Source organism: Thiohalophilus sp., from assembly GCF_034522235.1.
Taxonomy (GTDB): Bacteria; Pseudomonadota; Gammaproteobacteria; order UBA6429; family Thiohalophilaceae; genus Thiohalophilus.
In genome coordinates this window covers 886,293-904,187 of record NZ_JAXHLN010000003.1, presented here as the reverse complement: position 1 = coordinate 904,187, position 17,895 = coordinate 886,293, and the positions used below count along the sequence as shown (strand labels likewise).

At 58.5% G+C, this 17,895-nt stretch carries 16 protein-coding genes; 3 read left to right on the top strand and 13 right to left on the bottom strand.

Annotation, left to right across the window (positions count from 1 at the left end; all coding sequences use genetic code 11):
• The first annotated feature begins 97 nt into the window (after positions 1-97).
• Entirely contained in the window at positions 98-2,944 is a 2,847-nt protein-coding gene (locus U5J94_RS07415) for a cyclic nucleotide-binding domain-containing protein (protein WP_322565004.1), read from the top strand.
• 68 nt (positions 2,945-3,012) lie between these two features.
• Here U5J94_RS07415 and U5J94_RS07410 read toward each other — a convergent pair whose 3' ends face one another.
• The gene (locus U5J94_RS07410; RefSeq protein ID WP_322565003.1) at positions 3,013-3,726 is read right to left on the bottom strand and encodes a nuclease-related domain-containing protein; all 714 of its coding nucleotides are present in this window, start codon (positions 3,724-3,726) and stop codon (positions 3,013-3,015) included.
• Between the two features lie 136 nt (positions 3,727-3,862).
• Here U5J94_RS07410 and U5J94_RS07405 point away from each other — a divergent pair, with 136 nt between their 5' ends.
• Entirely contained in the window at positions 3,863-4,264 is a 402-nt protein-coding gene (locus U5J94_RS07405; protein ID WP_322565002.1) for a hypothetical protein, read from the top strand.
• 81 nt (positions 4,265-4,345) lie between these two features.
• Here U5J94_RS07405 and U5J94_RS07400 read toward each other — a convergent pair whose 3' ends face one another.
• Both U5J94_RS07400 and U5J94_RS07395 read right to left on the bottom strand, forming a co-directional pair.
• Entirely contained in the window at positions 4,346-5,272 is a 927-nt protein-coding gene (locus tag U5J94_RS07400) for an adenylate/guanylate cyclase domain-containing protein (RefSeq protein WP_322565001.1), read from the bottom strand.
• Positions 5,273-5,359: 87 nt separating this feature from the next.
• Entirely contained in the window at positions 5,360-6,052 is a 693-nt protein-coding gene (locus U5J94_RS07395) for a DUF2786 domain-containing protein (RefSeq protein WP_322565000.1), read from the bottom strand.
• A 277-nt stretch (positions 6,053-6,329) separates the two neighbouring features.
• Between U5J94_RS07395 and nadA the strand changes: the two genes are divergently transcribed.
• Positions 6,330-7,421, top strand: a complete 1,092-nt coding sequence (gene nadA / locus U5J94_RS07390; RefSeq protein ID WP_416224202.1) for a quinolinate synthase NadA — start codon at positions 6,330-6,332, stop codon at positions 7,419-7,421.
• A gap of 306 nt (positions 7,422-7,727) precedes the next feature.
• On the opposite strand, the gene U5J94_RS07385 is transcribed toward nadA, so the two are convergent.
• The 10 genes from U5J94_RS07385 to U5J94_RS07340 form a co-directional block, all read right to left on the bottom strand.
• Complete coding sequence (locus U5J94_RS07385) at positions 7,728-8,729, bottom strand: hydrolase (RefSeq protein ID WP_416224158.1); 1,002 nt, start codon at positions 8,727-8,729, stop codon at positions 7,728-7,730.
• A gap of 25 nt (positions 8,730-8,754) precedes the next feature.
• Positions 8,755-10,332, bottom strand: coding sequence for a glutamate synthase-related protein (locus U5J94_RS07380; RefSeq protein WP_322564997.1), 1,578 nt, complete (start codon positions 10,330-10,332; stop codon positions 8,755-8,757).
• A gap of 76 nt (positions 10,333-10,408) precedes the next feature.
• Positions 10,409-10,828 (bottom strand): alternative ribosome rescue aminoacyl-tRNA hydrolase ArfB, encoded by a 420-nt coding sequence (arfB, locus tag U5J94_RS07375; RefSeq protein WP_322564996.1) that lies wholly within the window; start codon positions 10,826-10,828, stop codon positions 10,409-10,411.
• 6 nt (positions 10,829-10,834) lie between these two features.
• Positions 10,835-11,170 carry a hypothetical protein gene (locus tag U5J94_RS07370; RefSeq protein WP_322564995.1) on the bottom strand — a complete coding sequence of 112 codons (336 nt, stop codon included), beginning with the start codon at positions 11,168-11,170 and terminating at the stop codon, positions 10,835-10,837.
• Positions 11,171-11,176: 6 nt separating this feature from the next.
• Complete coding sequence (locus U5J94_RS07365; RefSeq protein WP_322564994.1) at positions 11,177-11,632, bottom strand: YaiI/YqxD family protein; 456 nt, start codon at positions 11,630-11,632, stop codon at positions 11,177-11,179.
• Between the two features lie 9 nt (positions 11,633-11,641).
• Entirely contained in the window at positions 11,642-11,929 is a 288-nt protein-coding gene (locus tag U5J94_RS07360) for a hypothetical protein (RefSeq protein WP_322564993.1), read from the bottom strand.
• Positions 11,930-11,981: 52 nt separating this feature from the next.
• Complete coding sequence (pepN, locus tag U5J94_RS07355; protein ID WP_322564992.1) at positions 11,982-14,660, bottom strand: aminopeptidase N; 2,679 nt, start codon at positions 14,658-14,660, stop codon at positions 11,982-11,984.
• A gap of 302 nt (positions 14,661-14,962) precedes the next feature.
• Positions 14,963-16,135 carry a DNA polymerase IV gene (dinB, locus tag U5J94_RS07350; protein WP_322564991.1) on the bottom strand — a complete coding sequence of 391 codons (1,173 nt, stop codon included), beginning with the start codon at positions 16,133-16,135 and terminating at the stop codon, positions 14,963-14,965.
• 306 nt (positions 16,136-16,441) lie between these two features.
• Positions 16,442-17,038, bottom strand: coding sequence for a lytic transglycosylase domain-containing protein (locus U5J94_RS07345; protein ID WP_322564990.1), 597 nt, complete (start codon positions 17,036-17,038; stop codon positions 16,442-16,444).
• 122 nt (positions 17,039-17,160) lie between these two features.
• Complete coding sequence (locus tag U5J94_RS07340) at positions 17,161-17,817, bottom strand: thiopurine S-methyltransferase (protein ID WP_322564989.1); 657 nt, start codon at positions 17,815-17,817, stop codon at positions 17,161-17,163.
• Positions 17,818-17,895 lie beyond the last annotated feature (78 nt).

Genomic DNA, 17,895 nt, shown 5'->3' with positions numbered 1-17,895 from the left:
GCCATATTGGTCTAAATTTTATACACCCCTTATGTTGCGCCCAAACAGGCCGTTAGCACGGGGGCAAATCCGCCACCCGGAAAGAAATGACACAGCTATGGCCAGCAAAACCAAACTCGATAAAACCCTCCTCAAGGGCCTGGAACCGCTGGGCAATCTCGCCCATGACAAACTCGGCGAGCTGGTCAGCAAGGCGACCGTTGAGGATCTGCCGGCCGGCCGGGTGCTGTTCCGCGAAGGCGAGAAAGACAACCGCACGCTTTATCTGATCCACGGGCAGGTCGAACTCCGCCACAACGGCGACAAAAAAGCCCGCCTCATCAAATCCAAGAATGCCGAGGCCCGCAAGCCGCTGGACAACCACCAGCCGCATACCGGCACTGCCCGGGCCAAAGGGCCGATCACCGTCGTCAGTATCGATTCGGCACTGCTTGAAATCATTCTCAACGACACCCCGCTGGATGCCTATGAGTTCGAGGTCACCGAGATCTCGGGCGACGACACGACCGACTGGATGCTGCGCTTCCTCCAATCCCGGGCTTTCCTCAAACTGCCGACCGAGAATATTCAGGCCATCCTGATGCGCATGGAAGAGCTGCCGGCACAAAAAGGCGAGGTGATCCTGCGCCAGGGTGACAAGGACGACTATTACTACATTGTGCAAAGCGGCAGTTGCGCCGTATCCCGGCGCCCCGCGCCCAAGGCCGGCGAGATTCCGCTGGCCACACTGCACGAAGGCGACGGTTTTGGCGAAGAGGCCCTGATCACCCATGGCCGACGCAACGCCAACGTCACCATGCAGGAAGACGGCGTCCTGATGCGGCTGAAAAAAGCGGACTTTCTCACCTATCTCGCAGAGCCGTTGATCACCCGCTTTTCCGAAAACGACACCGCCGCCAAACTCGACAGCGGCGCCCTGCTGATCGATGTGCGCACCCACGAAGAATTCAATCATCAACACGTAAACGGCTCGATCAACATTCCCCTGTCGATGCTGCGTCTGAAACTCGAGGGCCTGAATCCCGAACGCGAATATATCCTGGCCAGTGCCGACGGGACCCAGAGCGCCGCGGCCGCCTTCCTGCTCACCCAGCACGGTTTTCAGTGCGGCATACTCGATGGCGGGCTGCAGGCCGCCAGTTTCCAGCTGACCGGCGGCAACGACGCGTCGGGCGCCGCGGTCACTGCCGCCCCCGCCAGTAAACGGACCGCTGCTGCGGAAAAAACCCGTCAGGCCGCCGAAGATCGGGCACGCAAAATCAGCCAGGAAGCCGACACCGCCCGCCAGGAAGCGGAACAACTGGCCCAACAAACCGCCAGCGCCGAGCAGGCCAAAAACCAGGCCGAACAGGCGATCCAGCGCCTGACCGAGCAACAGGGCAAACAGGCCGAACAGGCCGCGCGTGAAAAAGCCGAGCAGGCCCGTCGTCAGGCCGAAACTGAATTGCGTAAAATCCAGGCTGCCAAACAGGCCAATGAAGAGAAACAGCAGGCACTGGATGAATCCCTGAAACGCGCCAGGCAGATTGCCGCCGAAGCAAGCCAGGCCGCGGAACGCTCCCGCCAGCAGGCCGAAAAGGAGGCCGAAGCGATCCGGCGCAAGGCGCGCGCAGAGGCCGAGCAACTCAAACAGGAAATGGAGGCGACTCGCCGCCGCTTCGAACAGCAATCCAGTCAGGCAGAACAGGAAAAAGAGGCCCAGCGCCAGGCAGCCATCGAACAGGCGCGCAAGGAGGCCGAAAGCATCCGGCAACAGGCCCAGAGCGAGGCCGAACGACTGCGCACCGAACTGGAAAGCGCCCGCCAGGCCGTCAATCAGCGCGCGGCCAAAGTCGAACAAGCGGAACGGCAGAAACAGGTCAGCCTGCTGGAACAGGCCCGCGCCCGGGCCATGGAACTGGCCGAGAAAACCACCCGCATCGCCGAACAGGAAGCCGAAGAGATCCGGCGCAAGGCGCTGGAAGAGGCCGAACAACTGCGCCAGGAGATGGAGCAAACCCGCCAGCAAGTGATGGAACACGCCAGCCGTGCCCAGCAAGAAGCCCAACGCCAGGCCGAGGCCAAACAAGACGCTGACTTACAGGCGCAACGCGAGGCCCGGGCTCGTGCCAAAGAGGAAGCCGAACAACAGGCCCGTCGTGAAGCCGAGGCCCATGCTAAAACACAAGCCGAGCAACAGGCCCGCGTAGCTCGCGCCAAAGATAACGCCGTCCAAAAACAGGAACGCGAGCGCGAAGCGCGACGTCAACAAGCGATTCATAACGCCAAAATGCAGCGCCAGGAACACGCCCGGCGGATGGCCGAAGAGATCAAGGCGAAACTGGAGCAGGCGGAGCAACAGCGCCAGAATGAAGAAGATCGGCAACGGGGCGAGGGGCTGTCCATCACCCGGGCCACCATCAAACGCGAGGACGGGCGAGTCATCCTCGAAGGGGAAGAGGATATATTCATCTTCAAGGAGCCCTCCGTCACCCCGGAACAGATCGAGGCGGAACAGGCCAATCAGCGCCACTCGCGGGGCAATGCGTCCAAAAACGAACTCCCCTCCTTTGAAATTGAGGAGGCGGAGAAGCCGGTCTTCAAGCCGGTCAATACCCAGGCCGTGCATGCCCGGCTTGCCGAACAACAGGCCAGTCAGCAACAGCAGCGCAAGAAACGCCATACCTTTGCCCTGGTTGCCACCCTGTTGCTGGCCCTGGGCAGCGGCAGCGTCTACATCTTCTTACATCCGGAACTGCTTAACGAGCACCTGATCGCCCAGTCTGAACCCGGTAAAAGTACCACTGCCAAAGCTTCTGTCGCCCCGATCAACAATCGGGATGAGAAAAATCACGACGAAGAAAAAGAACAAAACGGACAGAAACATGAAAACAATATGCAAGCCGGTCTGCGTGAACGTTTTGAGAATCTGCTGGACGAGTGGAAAGCGATCGTTTCGCCCTGAGGAGCCGACCACCCCTTACCGACCATCCCACGCGACTCCACCCGTATCGCGGTGAGCCCAAGCCCTTTTCAGCTCAACAGATAGTACGCGCCCACCCAGACAACCGCCAGCAACAGCATGAGCGTCCCCGCCAGTGCGCGGGCATTAAACGCCGGGTCTTTCTCAACGGCGTACTCCTCCCGCAACCGGGACACTTCCGGCGTCATAACCTGACGCTTTAATGACTCCCAGCTCTGCCAGTAGGCGGGCGGAACCTCACGAGTCCGGTTCTGCTCTGCCAAAGTGTCCAGTTCATCCATCGAGAGCAGTTTATCCGGCCGGCCCTTGGGAAATCCCACGCCCGGGATAAAGACCACTCGCCCCTCAACCGGCGTCTGTGTTGCATAATTTTTTACCGCCAGAACTTCGCTTTGCAGTTGAGGTAGCGGGTTCGGGAACTTGTAGGTACGGTTGCCCAGGACCTGGGTCCAGTTGTCGATACCGTCGGCGGCAAACACCACACCCTGATAGCGATGCACCGGCAACACCAGCAAACCGTCCGGGGTCAGCAACAGGTTTTCCAGATACATGGCGCCATCGAGCCCGTCGGAGATCACCACCTGATGCAATACATCCGCCCCCACGGCGCGAATCTTTTTTTGCAGGCGTCGATCACGGAGTCCGCTGCACAGCGTCGGCCAGATGAGAAACAACCCCGCCAGTAACAGCGCCACAGCGATGCCCCAGACTATCAGGAGTTCATTATCTTGTGTTAACAGACTTGTCAGCGTATCAATTTGCATATTTGCGCAGGCTTTGTTTGTATCTTCTATAATACGCAAAACAGGCGCCTCACGCCATGCCACAGGTTCGACCTGCTCACAAAACCGGCATATACTGACTAAAGGACCGGAATCAAACGGACTACACCAATCGCCCATGCATCACGATTACGAACAACAACTCAAAGACGCCCAGCAGATCGTCAATGCCTACGGCAAGGTTCTGGCACAACTGGACGGCACCAATTACGGCCATCCGCTGTCGCTGCTGCCCTGCGATCGGGACGAGATAAAAAGCGCGATTCAGCTGTTGTTGTGGGAGCTGGAAGGGGATGAGCAGGATATCTGCAACAGCCTGGCGCAAAGTTATGTCTATCTGGCGCAGTTCATTCCTGATGACGAAGCAGCGATCATCGCCGCCGGACAACGCACTTTATCCTCCAGTAACTTCGACGACGACCATCTGGAAGAGGCGAACGAAGCGGCCCGGATCATCAACCGTATCAAGCTGGAAATGGAAGAGATGATTCTCGATGTGCGCAAATTCATGCGCACCTGAAAACCCAGTTCTGAGTTCTGAGTACTAAGTACTTAGTACTCAGAACTTAGAACTTAGAACTTAGAACTTAGAACTTAGAACTCAATTCATCTTCTCAAGGATCTGCTTGACGTCATTGAACTCCAGGCTGCAGATCCGCACGGGATCGCGTTTACCCTTGATACGTAAATGGTGGGTCTTGCCCTCGAGGAACGATTCAGGCAAATGCCGGTAAGCGGTTTCACTCAACACCATGTCTGAACCGAGGATCTTGGTGGCACTTTCCAGGCGAAAAGCGATATTCACGGCGTCACCCAATGCCGTATTGTCATGACCGATCCCCATTGAGGCAGCCCCGGTGTTGATGCCGACGCCAATTTTGACCGGCTCCGGTAGTTCACTGAAGATATTGTTCAGTTCCCGGGTGATTCCGTTGATCAGTAACGCGGCACTCAGGGCCTGCTTTAAGGTCTTGCTTTGATCCTCATCCGATTCCCAGCGGGCAAATACGCAATCACCGATAAACTTGTCCACCGTGCCGGCATTGTCGAAGATCGCGTTACTCACATTATGAAACCAGCGGTTCATCAGCTTGGTCAGGGTACGGATGTCGACCTGTTCGGAGAGCGAGGTAAAGCCCCGGATATCGGCCACCAGCACGGTGATCTGCTTGATGTCCGGACTGTCGGAGATGACGGTGTCTTGCAGGGAGAGCGTGTTGAATTCGCCGGTCTCTTTTTTACTTTGTTCAAACAGCATTTCGAACCGGCCAATGGTAATCCGATCGCCGTTTTTCAGCAGCCTGGGCATGGCCACCCGCTGGCGATTGACAAAACTGCCGTTGGAGCTGCCACCGTCGATCAGATAATAATCGCCGCTGCCGATGCAGCGAATCATGGCGTGATTGCGCGAGGCGTGCAGATCCGGCAACACCACGTCGCTGTTCATGTCTCGCCCGAGCGTCAGCACCGACTTGCACGGAATCTTGCGAACGACACCATCGAGTTTATAGGTAATAAAGGTCGACATTGGTCATGCCTGCCCCACACAGACCGGGAAAACAGCATACCAAAAATGAGAGATTACGTCCCCGCTTTCAAGTAATCGGGGCCGGGATCAGGCCGACTGCTTCAGCGACGGCAGGCCGGGGCGCATCCGGGTGGCGATGGAGCGAAACAGGGTCACCGCGTCCCCCGCCCGCATGCCGCTGAGAATCGTCTCATAATCCTCGTTTGCGGTCTGCAACGAGTCCTGATACCACTGCTCGCCGGTATCGCCGTATTGCTCGCGGATATAGGCGTCCACCGCCTCGCGGGTCGCCGGTTCGCTGCTGAACTCGGCAACGGTGCGGGCCACCCGGATCAGCCAGGCCTGCACAAAGACCTCGCCCCGGCGCTCGCACTCGGCCCGTGGCTCGATATCCAGCTCTGCCACGAACTGCTCTCGAGCCCGCTCCAGCTGGCGGTAAAGCACGCTGAAGCAATAGCCGGCCACCTGCGGGGCCTGTTCGAGACCGATGAAACGAAATTCCGGCGAGCGGCCGTAACGGCGTGAGACCAGCACCCGGCAATCGAACGCCTCGCAGATCAGGTTCGACAACGCCACTGCCCAGAACGGCGGGTTGTAGCGCATTCCCGAATCGATCACCGACTCGGCCACCCCGGCGGCCAGAATCTGATCTTCGCTGATCCGGTGCTTGCGCATCAGCCGATGGGCCTGACGCAGGGCCGCGGCGGCCTCATTGGGATTGGCGGATTCGGACAAGCGCAGGCACTTGCAAATCTTCTCAATTATTTTCAGGTTATTCATGCACCGTTCCTTGCTGCCTCTTTCCTGTATATTACAAAAATATCAGTCTGTTACAAGATATTTCTAGTAAAATACTTTAATATTCCATGTGAACTGGTTATTTTCTGACCGATATGAGACAGTCGCCTTGTGTCAGCCGCATACGAGCCTTATATAGAAAGTTAACAGTCAAATGGCCGGGTTCTCCCCCATCGGCTATATACCCCCAGAATGACCCCTGTGGGTAAGCTATAGCAGGAAACCGGTCACAAAACGCGTTAACCTCTTGGTGAAGATGATGAATTCCGCCCAGGCTCCAAGCATCGATATCGAACCCATTCGCCAGCAGGCCCTGCTGACCCCGCCGGCCAAACCGCTGAGTGAGGACGAGCGCCAGGCCCTGATGACGCGCATCAAACGGCTGCTCAAGGAAAAGGATGCGGTGCTGGTGGCCCACTACTACACCGACGACGATCTGCAGCAGCTGGCCGACGAGACAGGCGGCTGCGTCTCCGATTCACTGGAGATGGCCCGCTTCGGCCATGACCACACGGCCGGCACCATCGTGGTCGCCGGGGTCCGCTTCATGGGCGAGACCGCCAAGATCCTCAACCCCGAAAAACGGGTGCTGATGCCGACCCTGCAGGCCGAGTGCTCGCTGGATCTCAGTTGCCCGGCGGACCGGTTCAGCGCCTTCTGCGATGAATACCCCGATCGCACCGTGGTGGTCTACGCCAACACCTCCGCCGAGGTGAAGGCGCGCGCCGACTGGGTGGTCACCTCCAGCATCGCCACCAAAGTCGTGCAATACCTGCACGATAAGGGCGAGAAGATCATCTGGGCGCCGGATCGCTATCTGGGCGATTACGTGCAGAAGGTCACCGGCGCTGACATGATCCTGTGGCAGGGGGCCTGCATCGTGCACGACGAGTTCAAGGCCGCCGAGCTGCGCAAGCTGCGCGAGAAACATCCCGAGGCGGCGGTGCTGGTGCATCCCGAATCCCCGGCCGACGTGATCGAGCAGGCCGACGTAGTCGGCTCCACCACCGCGTTGATCAACGCGGTGCACGATCTGCCCAATGAGACTTTCATCGTCGCCACCGACAGGGGCATCTTCTACAAAATGCACGAAGCCGCGCCCGGGAAAAAACTGATCGAAGCGCCCACCGGCGGCATCGGCGCCTCTTGCGGCAGTTGCGCCCACTGCCCGTGGATGGCCATGAACGGCCTGCAGAACCTGGCCGACTCGCTCGAACAGGGGACCAACGAGGTCCATGTGGATCCACAAATCGCTCGCCAGGCCAATATCTCGGTCCAGCGCATGCTCGATTTCGCCGCCGAACTGAAAACCGGCGCCATCGGCAAAAGCAACATCGCCTCCCCCGCCTGATGCCACACCCGCCCTGGCGAGAATAACCACCGAAACATTGAATTCACTGAAAGATCCTTCCATAACTTCTTCGGTGCGTTCGGTGGTCAGCGGTGCAGGTCAGGTTGCGCGGATGCGCTGCCCGACTTCCCGAATCTGACGGATGTCACGCAGGCCCTCGGCAGCGTGACCTTTTTTTACCACGAAGACACGAAGTCTCGAAGTCTCGAAGTATATTCATTTTTTTCTTCGTGTCTTTGTGTCTTCGTGGTAACGCTTTTATAAACATCAGATGTCACGCATGCTATCGCCAGTTCATCACCCCAATCAGAGAAACCGGGCCAGATAACCGGGAACCGCCTCCGTTAACCAGTAGCGCGGCCGCAGCAACGAACCGCCAACAAACCCCACATGCCCGCCCCGCTGACTCACCGCCAGCTGCACGTTGTCGGGCAGTTGTTGCGGATCGGGCAGGATCGCCGGGGTCATGAAAGGATCATCGAACGCCTGGATGATCAATGCCGGCTGCTGAATATAGCCAAGATAGCCGAAAGCACTCGATTGCCGGTAATAGTCATCGGCATCGGCAAAGCCGTGGATCGGTGCGGTAAACCGGTTATCGAATTGCCGAAAGGTTCGCGCTCTTTCGATCTGTTGCAGCGTCAATCCAATCAGTTGTTCGTAATCGTGATCGGCAAACTTGGCCAGCACCTTGGCCACCAGGCTTTTGACCAGGTGCCGTTCGTACACTTTCGAAAATCCCTGGTTGATGCGATCGGCGCAGATGTCCAGTTTCAGTGGAGCCGACACCGACACCGCCGCGCGCAGCGGCGATACGTTGCCCCACTCGGCCTGCAGCTTGAGCAGCATGTTGCCGCCCAGCGAATAGCCCACGGCCGCCAGCGGGGCATGGGGATACTGCTCGCGCAACCAGCTGAGAAAATAACGCGCATCGCCGGTCTCACCGCTGTGATAGGAGCGCGGCAGGCGATTGAGCCGCCCGGAACAGCCGCGAAAGTGCATCAGCACCCCGTGCCAGCCGCGCTGTTCGATGGCGCGCAGTATGTCGCGCGCATAGGACGAACCGAGCGACCCTTCCAGGCCGTGGAATACCGCCACGATCGGCGTCGCCGTGGATGAAGCCGGCTGAGTACGCCAGGCAAGGTCGACGAAGTCGCCGTCGGGCAGCGGCAACGCCTGCCAGGTTACCTCCAGCGGACGGCGATTGATAAACCGGGGCAACAGAGTCTGCAGATGGGGATTGCCCAACCCCCGGGCCGGTATAAAAGCGGACAGGCTGTTGGTTTGAGACTGACTCACATCAATCATTGCTCAGCTTGTTTATCGCACGGTGTCATGGCTGACCGGCCATACCGGCATAAACGATACCCGACAGCCGCGCCATTTCGTAATCGAAGGTCGCCAGATCTTTTTGTTTGAACTGATCAAGCCGCGCATGCCCGCAGGCCCGCGCCATCACCTGCATCAGGCGCGTGGACGATTGCAGAAAGCGCGCCAGCCGATGGGCGCCGTCGTCCACGTCCAGTCGCTTGCGCAGCTCGGGATCCTGGGTGGCCACGCCCGAAGGACACTGGTTGGTATGACAGATACGCGCCGCCACGCAACCGATCGCCTGGATGGCGCTGTTGGCCAGAGCGATGCCATCGGCCCCCAGTGCCAGCGCCTTGATAAAGTCGGCCGGGGTACGTAACCCGCCAGTGATGATCAGGGTCACCTTGCCACTGACGCCCTGTTGATCGAGATAACGCCGCGCCCGGGCCAGCGCCGCAATGGTCGGCACGCTGATGTGATCGCGAAACAACAACGGTGACGCGCCGGTGCCGCCGCCGCGCCCGTCGAGGATCACATAATCGGCACCGGCCTGCAGGGCGAACTCGATATCCCGTTCAATATGATTGGCGCTCAGTTTGAACCCGACGGGAATCCCGCCGCTGATCGCGCGCACCCGATCGGCAAAGCGTTTGAAGTCGGCCGGTTCGCGCAGATCGGCAAAGGTCGGCGGCGAATAGGCCGACTCGCCTTCGGGAATCCCGCGCACCGCGGCGATCTTCTTGCTGACCTTGGCGCCGGGCAGGTGCCCGCCGGTACCGGTCTTGGCCGCCTGCCCGCCCTTGAAGTGAAACGCCTGTACTTTCTCGGGGATTGTTTCGTCATAACCGAAACCGGCACTGCCCAGTTCGAACAGGTATCGGCTGTTGGCCTGTTGCTCCTCGGGCAGCATGCCGCCCTCGCCGGAACAGATCCCGGTGCCGACCTGCTCGGCTCCTTTGGCCAGCGCCAGTCGTGCCTCCTCTGACAGGGAACCGAAACTCATGTCGGAGACCAGTAACGGCGTTTTCAGGCACAGGGGTTTTTGACTTTGCGGGCCGATCACCAGTTCGGTATCAACCTTCGCATCATCGTCCAGTGGCTTGTCATGCAACTGTGCCACCATAATCTGGATATCATCCCAGCCCGGCAGCCTGTGCCGCGGTACGCCCATCGCCGCTACCGGCCCATGTCTGCCCAGCGTCTCCAGGCCGTCTTTCGCCAGCTGATGAATCAGCTCGAGAGTCGGCTCCTCTTCGGTGGCATTCGGATCAGGCTGTTTCGCCTTTTTATCATCTCCCTGCTTGTCATCATCGCTGCCACTATCCGTACCGGGACCTTCCTTGCCGATCATGCTCTCGCCAAACCGGTTATGGCTGCCGTCGCAATAGGGCAGATTGCCGCTGTGTTTGCAGTTGCATAAAAAGGCTTCGCCCTCTTTTTGCGGCGTAAAGGCCAGCGGTTCAAAACCGGTGCCGGCATGCGAGCCGTCGCAAAACGGCTGGTTTTGCGAGCGACCGCAGACGCAAAAATAGTATTCCTGATCGGTGGAAAGGTTAACTTTGGCGGGTTTGTTATCGGCGACGAGCGGTTTATTTGCCATAGGCGCCACAGCTTCCGTGATTCAAAAACCAGAACGCAGTATAGGAATCTGTCGATCCGGGTACAACCGACACAAGCTACTCGTCGGGACGAACCTTGCCGCGATTACGCTTGATTTTACTGCGCTTTTGTTTGATTTCCAGGCGACGCTTGACCGACGCGCGGGTCGGCCGGGTCGGCTTGCGCTTTTTATGCGTCACCAGCACCGAGCGAATCAGCTCGACCAATCGCTCCAGGGCCTCTTCGCGGTTTTTCTCCTGGCTGCGGTAACGTTGCGCCTTGATCACGATCACGCCGTCCGAGGAGATGCGCTGATCGGCGAGCGTCAGCAAACGCTGTTTGTAAAACTCGGGCAGGGATGAGGCATTGATATCGAAGCGCAGATGAATGGCCGAGGCGACCTTGTTCACGTTCTGCCCGCCCGAGCCCTGGGCACGGATTGCCTGCATCTCGATCTCGCTGTCGAGAATCACCACATTCTTTGAAATGCGCAGCATACAGGCTCAATCCGCCAGCACAGTCGCCGTGGTCGCACCGGTGATCCGATCGATACTCAACTGCATCCGGCAATAGGCCGGTTTGTGTACCGGCTCGTCCCCGCAACTGCAGTTGGCGATGATCTCGGTAAAAAAGACCCCGATGCGGGCATGCAGCACCTGATCATCCTGGTCGATACCCAGCACGGTCACTTGCAGATCGCTCGCATCGCTGTAACCGCCTTCCCCGGTGCCCTGATCCAGCGGCAGGTTCGCCCCCACCCCCGATTCCAGCTCCCGTTTCAGGGTCCGGATCAGGGCGTCGGGATCGTGTTGCTCGATGGTGTGCAGCAGTTTCAACATGGCGGTTCAGACGTGGGGTTGGTTGTGGGTGAGGATCCTGTCCAGATGATTGGCAAATGTCTGGCGTTCGGTCTGGCTCATCGCCGCCTGTCCGCCGGTATCCACCCCGCTGGCGCGCAGCGTGTCCATGAAATCGCGCATGTTCAGCCGCGAACGGATGTTCTCGAGAGTAAATAATTCGCCGCGAAAACTCAGCGCCTGGGCCCCTTTTTCGATCACCTCCGCCGCCAGCGGGATGTCACTGGTGATGACCAGATCGCCCGGTTCGACGCGCCGGACAATCTCGTTGTCCGCCACGTCAAACCCGTGCTCGACCCGCAGGGATTTGATATAGCGGGATTTGGGCGCCTTGACGTACTGGTTCGCCACCAGCGTGGTCAGCGTTTGCGTGCGCTGCGCGGCGCGAAACAGAATTTCCTTGATTACCGCCGGACAGGCGTCGGCATCGACCCAGATTTGCATGCTGAATAATTATTTGAAGCGTGAAGTCGCTGATTTGATTGAATCACGCAGATCATCCCAGGCGCTTTCAATACCCGCCTTGAGATCTTCCCAGGCATCTTCACCGGCGTTTTCCAGCTCACGAAGTTTATCGTGTGCGGCTTCCTGTTTTTCTCTTAATGTTTCTATTTGCTTGTAGTATTCCAGCTGCACATCAGCCTCGGCTTTGTCCGCCCGGGCTTTGAGCTTGTCGATTTCGGTTTTCCATTCATCCAGCTGGGCTTTCAGTTTCTGTTCATAAGCTTGCTTGAGGCTCATCGTCTTCTCCTTTTTTCCAGTAGCTTTTGTGTAGTCACAACCTGTTACAACTTCAAGCATTAAGGCTCTTGGAGGCCACCTCGTAGACGTCTTTGGATAACCCTTCCTTGTCCAGAATGCGCTCCAGTTGCTGCTTCATCAGTCCCTGGCGTTTTTCATCGTAGCGCTTCCAGCGGCTGAGGCTTTGCACCAGCCGGGCGGCGATCTGGGGATTGAGACTGTCGAGTTCCAGCACCTGATCCCCGAGGAACCGGTAACCGCTGCCGTCGGCGGCATGGAAGTTGATGGGATTGCCGGCGCAGAAGCGGCCGATAAGCGCTCGCACCTTGTTGGGGTTTTTGATACTGAACGCTTCGTGTTCCATCAACTGCCTGACGTGCTGCAGGGTGCGTGGCAGGCGCGAGCCGGCCTGGATGGCGAGCCATTTTTCCACCACCTGCTGATCCTGTTGCCATTTTTGATAGAAGTCTTCCAACACCTGATGGCGTTCAGGGATCGCAAAGTTGGTCAGCATCGACAGCGCTGCCAGGGTGTCGGTCATGTTGTTGGCCCGGCTGTACTGTTCCATGGCCAGCTCGAACATGGCCTGCTCCTCGGTTTCCAGCAGGTAACTCAGGCAGAGATTGCGCAGGGTACGACGCGCCATTTCGTCGGCGTTGAACGCATAGGCTTTGTCGCTGCTGTTGGCCTGGTAGATCCGCAGCCATTCGTCCTTGAGTTCGAAGGCCAGGGTCTGGCGCATGAAGTGACGCACTTCGAAGATCGCCTCGACATCCACGACCTCGCATTGATCGGCGATATAGCCTTCCGAAGGCAGGCTCAGGGCCTGGGCGATCAGGGCCTTGTCGAGTTCGGGGTTAAGCAGGGTCTTGCGGAACGCGCGAATAAAGGCGTCGTCCAGCATCAGCGGTTTTTTCTGCTGGAACTGCTCGATCAGCCGCAGCAGGATGTTCATTGCCAGTTGCTGACCGGCATCCCAGCGATTGAATTCATCGCTATCGTGGGCGAACAAAAATGCCAGCTGTTCATCATCATAACCGTTCTTGATCTTGATCGGTGCCGAAAAGCCGCGGCCCAACGAGACAACCGGTTTGTGCGATATCCCGGTAAAAGTAAAACTCTGGCGGGCCTCAGTGAGTGACAACACCTGCGTGCGGGCTTCGGCCGGGGCGCTCTCTCCCTCCAGCTGTAGCACCAGATCGTCGCCCTGGCGATCCAGCAGGCCGACCGCCAGGGGAATATGAAACGGTACCTTGTCCGGCTGGCCCGGCGTGGGCGGACAGCTTTGCTCGATATGCAGGGTGCAAGTCTGCGCCTGTTCATCGTATTCCTCGTCGACCTTGAGTACCGGTGTACCCGCCTGGTTATACCAGCGCATAAACTGACCCAGATCGAGATGGTTAGCCTCTTCCATCGCACTGACGAAATCCTCGATCGTGACAGCCTGACCGTCGTGTCGGGCGAAGTAAAGATCGGTCCCCTTGCGAAAGCCCTCGCGGCCGACCAGATTCATGATCATGCGTACGACTTCCGCGCCCTTGTTGTAGACGGTGACCGTGTAGAAGTTGCTGATCTCCATGTAACGGTCCGGGCGCACCGGGTGGGCCATGGGGCCGGCGTCCTGGGCGAACTGATGGGTGCGCAGGATGTTGACATCGTCGATGCGTTTGACCGCGCGCGAATTGAGATCGGCGGAGAACTCCTGATCGCGGAACACGGTAAAACCTTCCTTGAGACTCAACTGGAACCAGTCACGACAGGTGACGCGATTGCCCGACCAGTTATGAAAATATTCGTGGGCGACGATACTCTGGATATTGTAAAAGTCGTGATCGGTGGCGGTTTCAGGACTGGCCAGCACGCAGGAGGAATTGAAGATATTCAGGCCCTTGTTCTCCATGGCACCCATGTTGAAGTCGTTGACCGCCACGATCATGTAGATATCCAGATCATATTCACGGCCATAGGTCTCCTCGTCCCAGCGCATCGCCTGTTTGAGCGAGGTCATGGCGTGATCGCATTTGTGACGGTTTTCTTCTTCCACGTAGAGGCGCAGCACCACCTCGCGGCCACTCATGGTGGTATAAGCATCCTCCTGACAAACCAGTTGCCCGGCCACCAGCGCAAACAGGTAACTGGGTTTGAGACTGGGGTCCTCCCAGCGGGCCCAGTGGCGACCGTCATCGGTTTCGCCGGCTTCCACCCGATTGCCGTTGGAAAGCAGCACCGGGTATTTGGTCTTGTCGCCGACCAGGGTAACGGTATAGCGCGACATCACATCGGGGCGATCGGGGAAATAGGTAATGCGGCGAAAACCCTGCGCCTCGCACTGGGTGCAAAGTATACTGCCCGAGTCATACAACCCTTCCAGCGCGGTGTTGGCAGCCGGGTTGATGCGGGTCTCGACGATCAGTTCAAACGCTTCGGGTATCGGTGAACCGGTTGGAGCAATGATCAGCTTGTCTTCGGTGAGTTCGTACTGTGACTCATCCAGGGGCTCGCCTTCCAGGCGCAGACTCAGCAGTTCCAGCTGATTCCCGTCCAGCTCCAGCGGTGGGTTCGCCTGGCTGCTTTGCGGATTACGCCGGACCTTCAGGCTGGCACGTACCTGGGTGGTCGACGCATCCAGATCAAAATGAAGATCAACTTGATCGATCAGATAGGCTGGCGGGGTGTAATCCGACAGATAGACCACACCGGGTCCGGATTGATTGGCGGCGAGATCGGCCATGAGTACTCCTTAAATATGTGGCGCTACTTTAACGTATTGTAACCCAGGAAGCGTGAGGGCGTGAGGGCGTGAGGGCGTGAGGGCGTGAGGGCGTGAGGGCGTGAGGGCGTGAGGGCGTGAGGGCGTCCAAAGCGTAAACGGCTAGTTTGACACGTCAAACAGACGAATTCTGTATCTGGCCACTAATCATCTCGCGTCTGCTTACTGCCTACTGCCTACTGCCTACTGCCTACTGTTTATTGCCCACTGCTCATCGCCCGGTCCCCGATATTCCTAAGCTTACGACCTGACGACCACCCGCTCTAACGACTTGTAATTCCGCCGCCCCGACGCAACTGCTGCTTGCCGAAACGGTTGTTGATGGCATCGGCCAGTTCGTCGAGTTCCCGTTGTTTGTCCGGGGCCGTCTCCCCGCCGGCAAACAGATCGCCCTGCTGCACCGGCGGCTCGTCGCACAGACCGGTGACACCGACGCCGAGCAGCCGCACCGGCGCTATGGTTGTAGACAAGGCCTCATCCAGTAATCTCAGCGCCGCCAGGCAGATCTCGCGTGTGGAGCGGGTAGCCACATCAAGCGTATGCGCACGGGTCACGGTTTTAAAATCGGCAAAGCGCAGCTTGATCTGCACGGTGCGCCCGTAAAAATCCTGGCGACGCAGACGGTAGGCGACCTGCTCCCCCATATCCATCAGCCAGGCTCGCAATACCGTTTTGTCACCGACATCCGCGGCAAAGGTGTTTTCCATGGAAATCGATTTGGCCTGGTGATCGCTGACCACCGGGCGAGGATCCCGGCCATGAGCCAGTTCCCACAGGTGGGCGCCGAACTTGCCGAACTCACGCTGCAAAAATTCCCGGCTCAACCCGCGCACCTGGGCAATGGTCTTGATCCCGAGGCGATCAAACTCGCCGCCGGTCACCTTGCCCACACCCCACAGACGGGTCACCGGCAAGGGATCCAGAAAGGCCTGAATCCTGTCCGCCGGCACCTCGACCAGGCCGTCAGGCTTGTCGAGGTCCGAGGCGATCTTGGCCAGAAATTTGTTGGGCGCAATCCCCACCGAGGCGACCAGCGACAACTCGTCGCGAATCGCCTGTTTGATCCGCCGGGCAATGGTCACGGGCGAACCGAACAGGGTTTCACTGGCGGTAACATCAAGAAACGCCTCATCCAGCGACAGGGGTTCAATCTCAGGAGTATAGCGGGCAAAAATGGCCCGGATCTGCTGCGATATCTCGCTGTATAAAGCGAGACGCGGCGGCAGTTGCACCGCATCCGGACACAACCGCAAGGCCCGGGCCATCGGCATAGCACTGTGCACCCCGAACTTGCGCGCTGCATAACTGGCCGCCGCCACCACCCCGCGCCCCTCGGCCGCGCCGCCGACGATCACCGGCTTGTCCGCCAGCGCCGGATTCTCGCGCACCTCCACCGAGGCGTAAAACGCATCCATATCGACGTGCAAAATAGCCATACAGCAACCCGCCTAAACTCGACAAACGATCTCAACGCAGAGGGCCGCTCCCGGCCGGTCTCATAGAACCCCTTCGGGCTTCATTATGAGTACCCTACCAATCTCCGATTGGTCAGGGCACCTGCCTCCCGCGACACTTGTACATCCCTGTACATCGCGCAACAAAGACGCAGAGAAATACAAAGTTCTTTAAATTAATTATATCAACCTGGGCTCCGGTTTTCGCCGGTATTACCGGACATAAAAAAGCAGGGTCTTTGCCCCGCTTTTCCTCGTCACTCGTTACTCGTACCTCGTCCCTGTTATCTAGGGCCAATCATTGTAAAACGCGCGTTTTTGCAGGACTTTCTGGACGTATTTGCGGGTTTCGGGGTAAGGCGGGATACCCTGATAATGGTCCACGGCTTCTTCGCCGGCGTTATACGCCGCCAGTACCAGCTTGATACGTTCGGGATAGCGCTGCATCAGATCCCGTAGATAGCGGGTACCGCCTTCAATATTTTGTATCGGACTATAAAGGTCGGTGACACCGTAACGCTCTGCGGTAGCCGGCATCAGTTGCATCAGGCCGGAAGCGCCCTTGTGGGAGGTAGCGTTGGGATTGAAAAAGGATTCGGTGTGGATCACCGCCTTGATCAGGGCCGCATCGATCTTGTGACGCGTGGCCACCTTGTAGATGAGGTTTTCGAAACGCAGGTAGTTGGCCGCTGGCGCGGTATTAAAGCTGCTGTGGCCGGCAGCGTAACGCCCCAAGCCCACCGGATTGCTGCTCTTGCGCACCAGTTTGTGGTCGTCATCGAATTTGGGCCGATCGGTAATGGTGCGCGAGCCGTCGGGCAGCTGGTAGAGATAATACTCGGCAGCCTGGGCGGGCCCTGTTGCCCACAAGAGGCCCAATGACAACACTATGCCTGTCACGCTCGGTTTCATGGTGCGAGATTCCCTGCTTGTTCTTGTTTGCTTTTCAGGTCGGTGGAGAGCTTATCGGTCACCGGTGCCGACAAGTTTAGTGATTTTTACCCGATTCAGGGCCGGGTCAGCCGGTATACCGCCTCCCGAAGCCAGTCCAGCCCCCGTTTGCGAAAGCGCTCGTTCTGTGCCAGCGCGTCATCCGCTTGCAGGCAATCGATCTGATAGCGGTCGCTGTACAGGGCCTGAATCTCCGCCTCGCTCACGGCGAAAGGCGGCCCGTCCATCCTGGCGGGATCATAATCCAGGGTAATGAGCAGATGCGGGGCCGTCGCTGCCACCAGGGTATCGAGCGTCTCGACATAACGGCGACGCAGCTCCGGCGGCAGAGCAATGAGCGAGGCCCGGTCATAGACCGCGTCGATCGCCCCCAGATCCTGTGCGGTCAGGGCAAACAGATCGCCACACAACAGGGAGATCGATTCGCCCCGCCAGATATCGCAGCGCGGGTTTTCGGTTCGGGTCGCCCGCAGGTGGTTCTCGGCAAAAAAATCCTTCACCGCAATCGGGCTGACTTCCACGCCGATTACCTCGTAACCCTGATCGGCCAGCCAGATGAGATCCAGACTCTTGCCGCACAACGGCACCAGCACGCGGCTGCCCGGTTTCACCGCCAGGCTGCCCCAGTGGTCGCGCAAATGGGGATTGACCTCATCGGTATGAAACCCGATCAGGTTATTCTCCCAACGCTCGTGCCAGAACTCCGGTTCCATGCCCTGCTCCATCAATCAAACGGCCCGACAGTTTACCCTTTCCCGGCCCGGATCCGAACCCTTGTCAGCATGATTTTA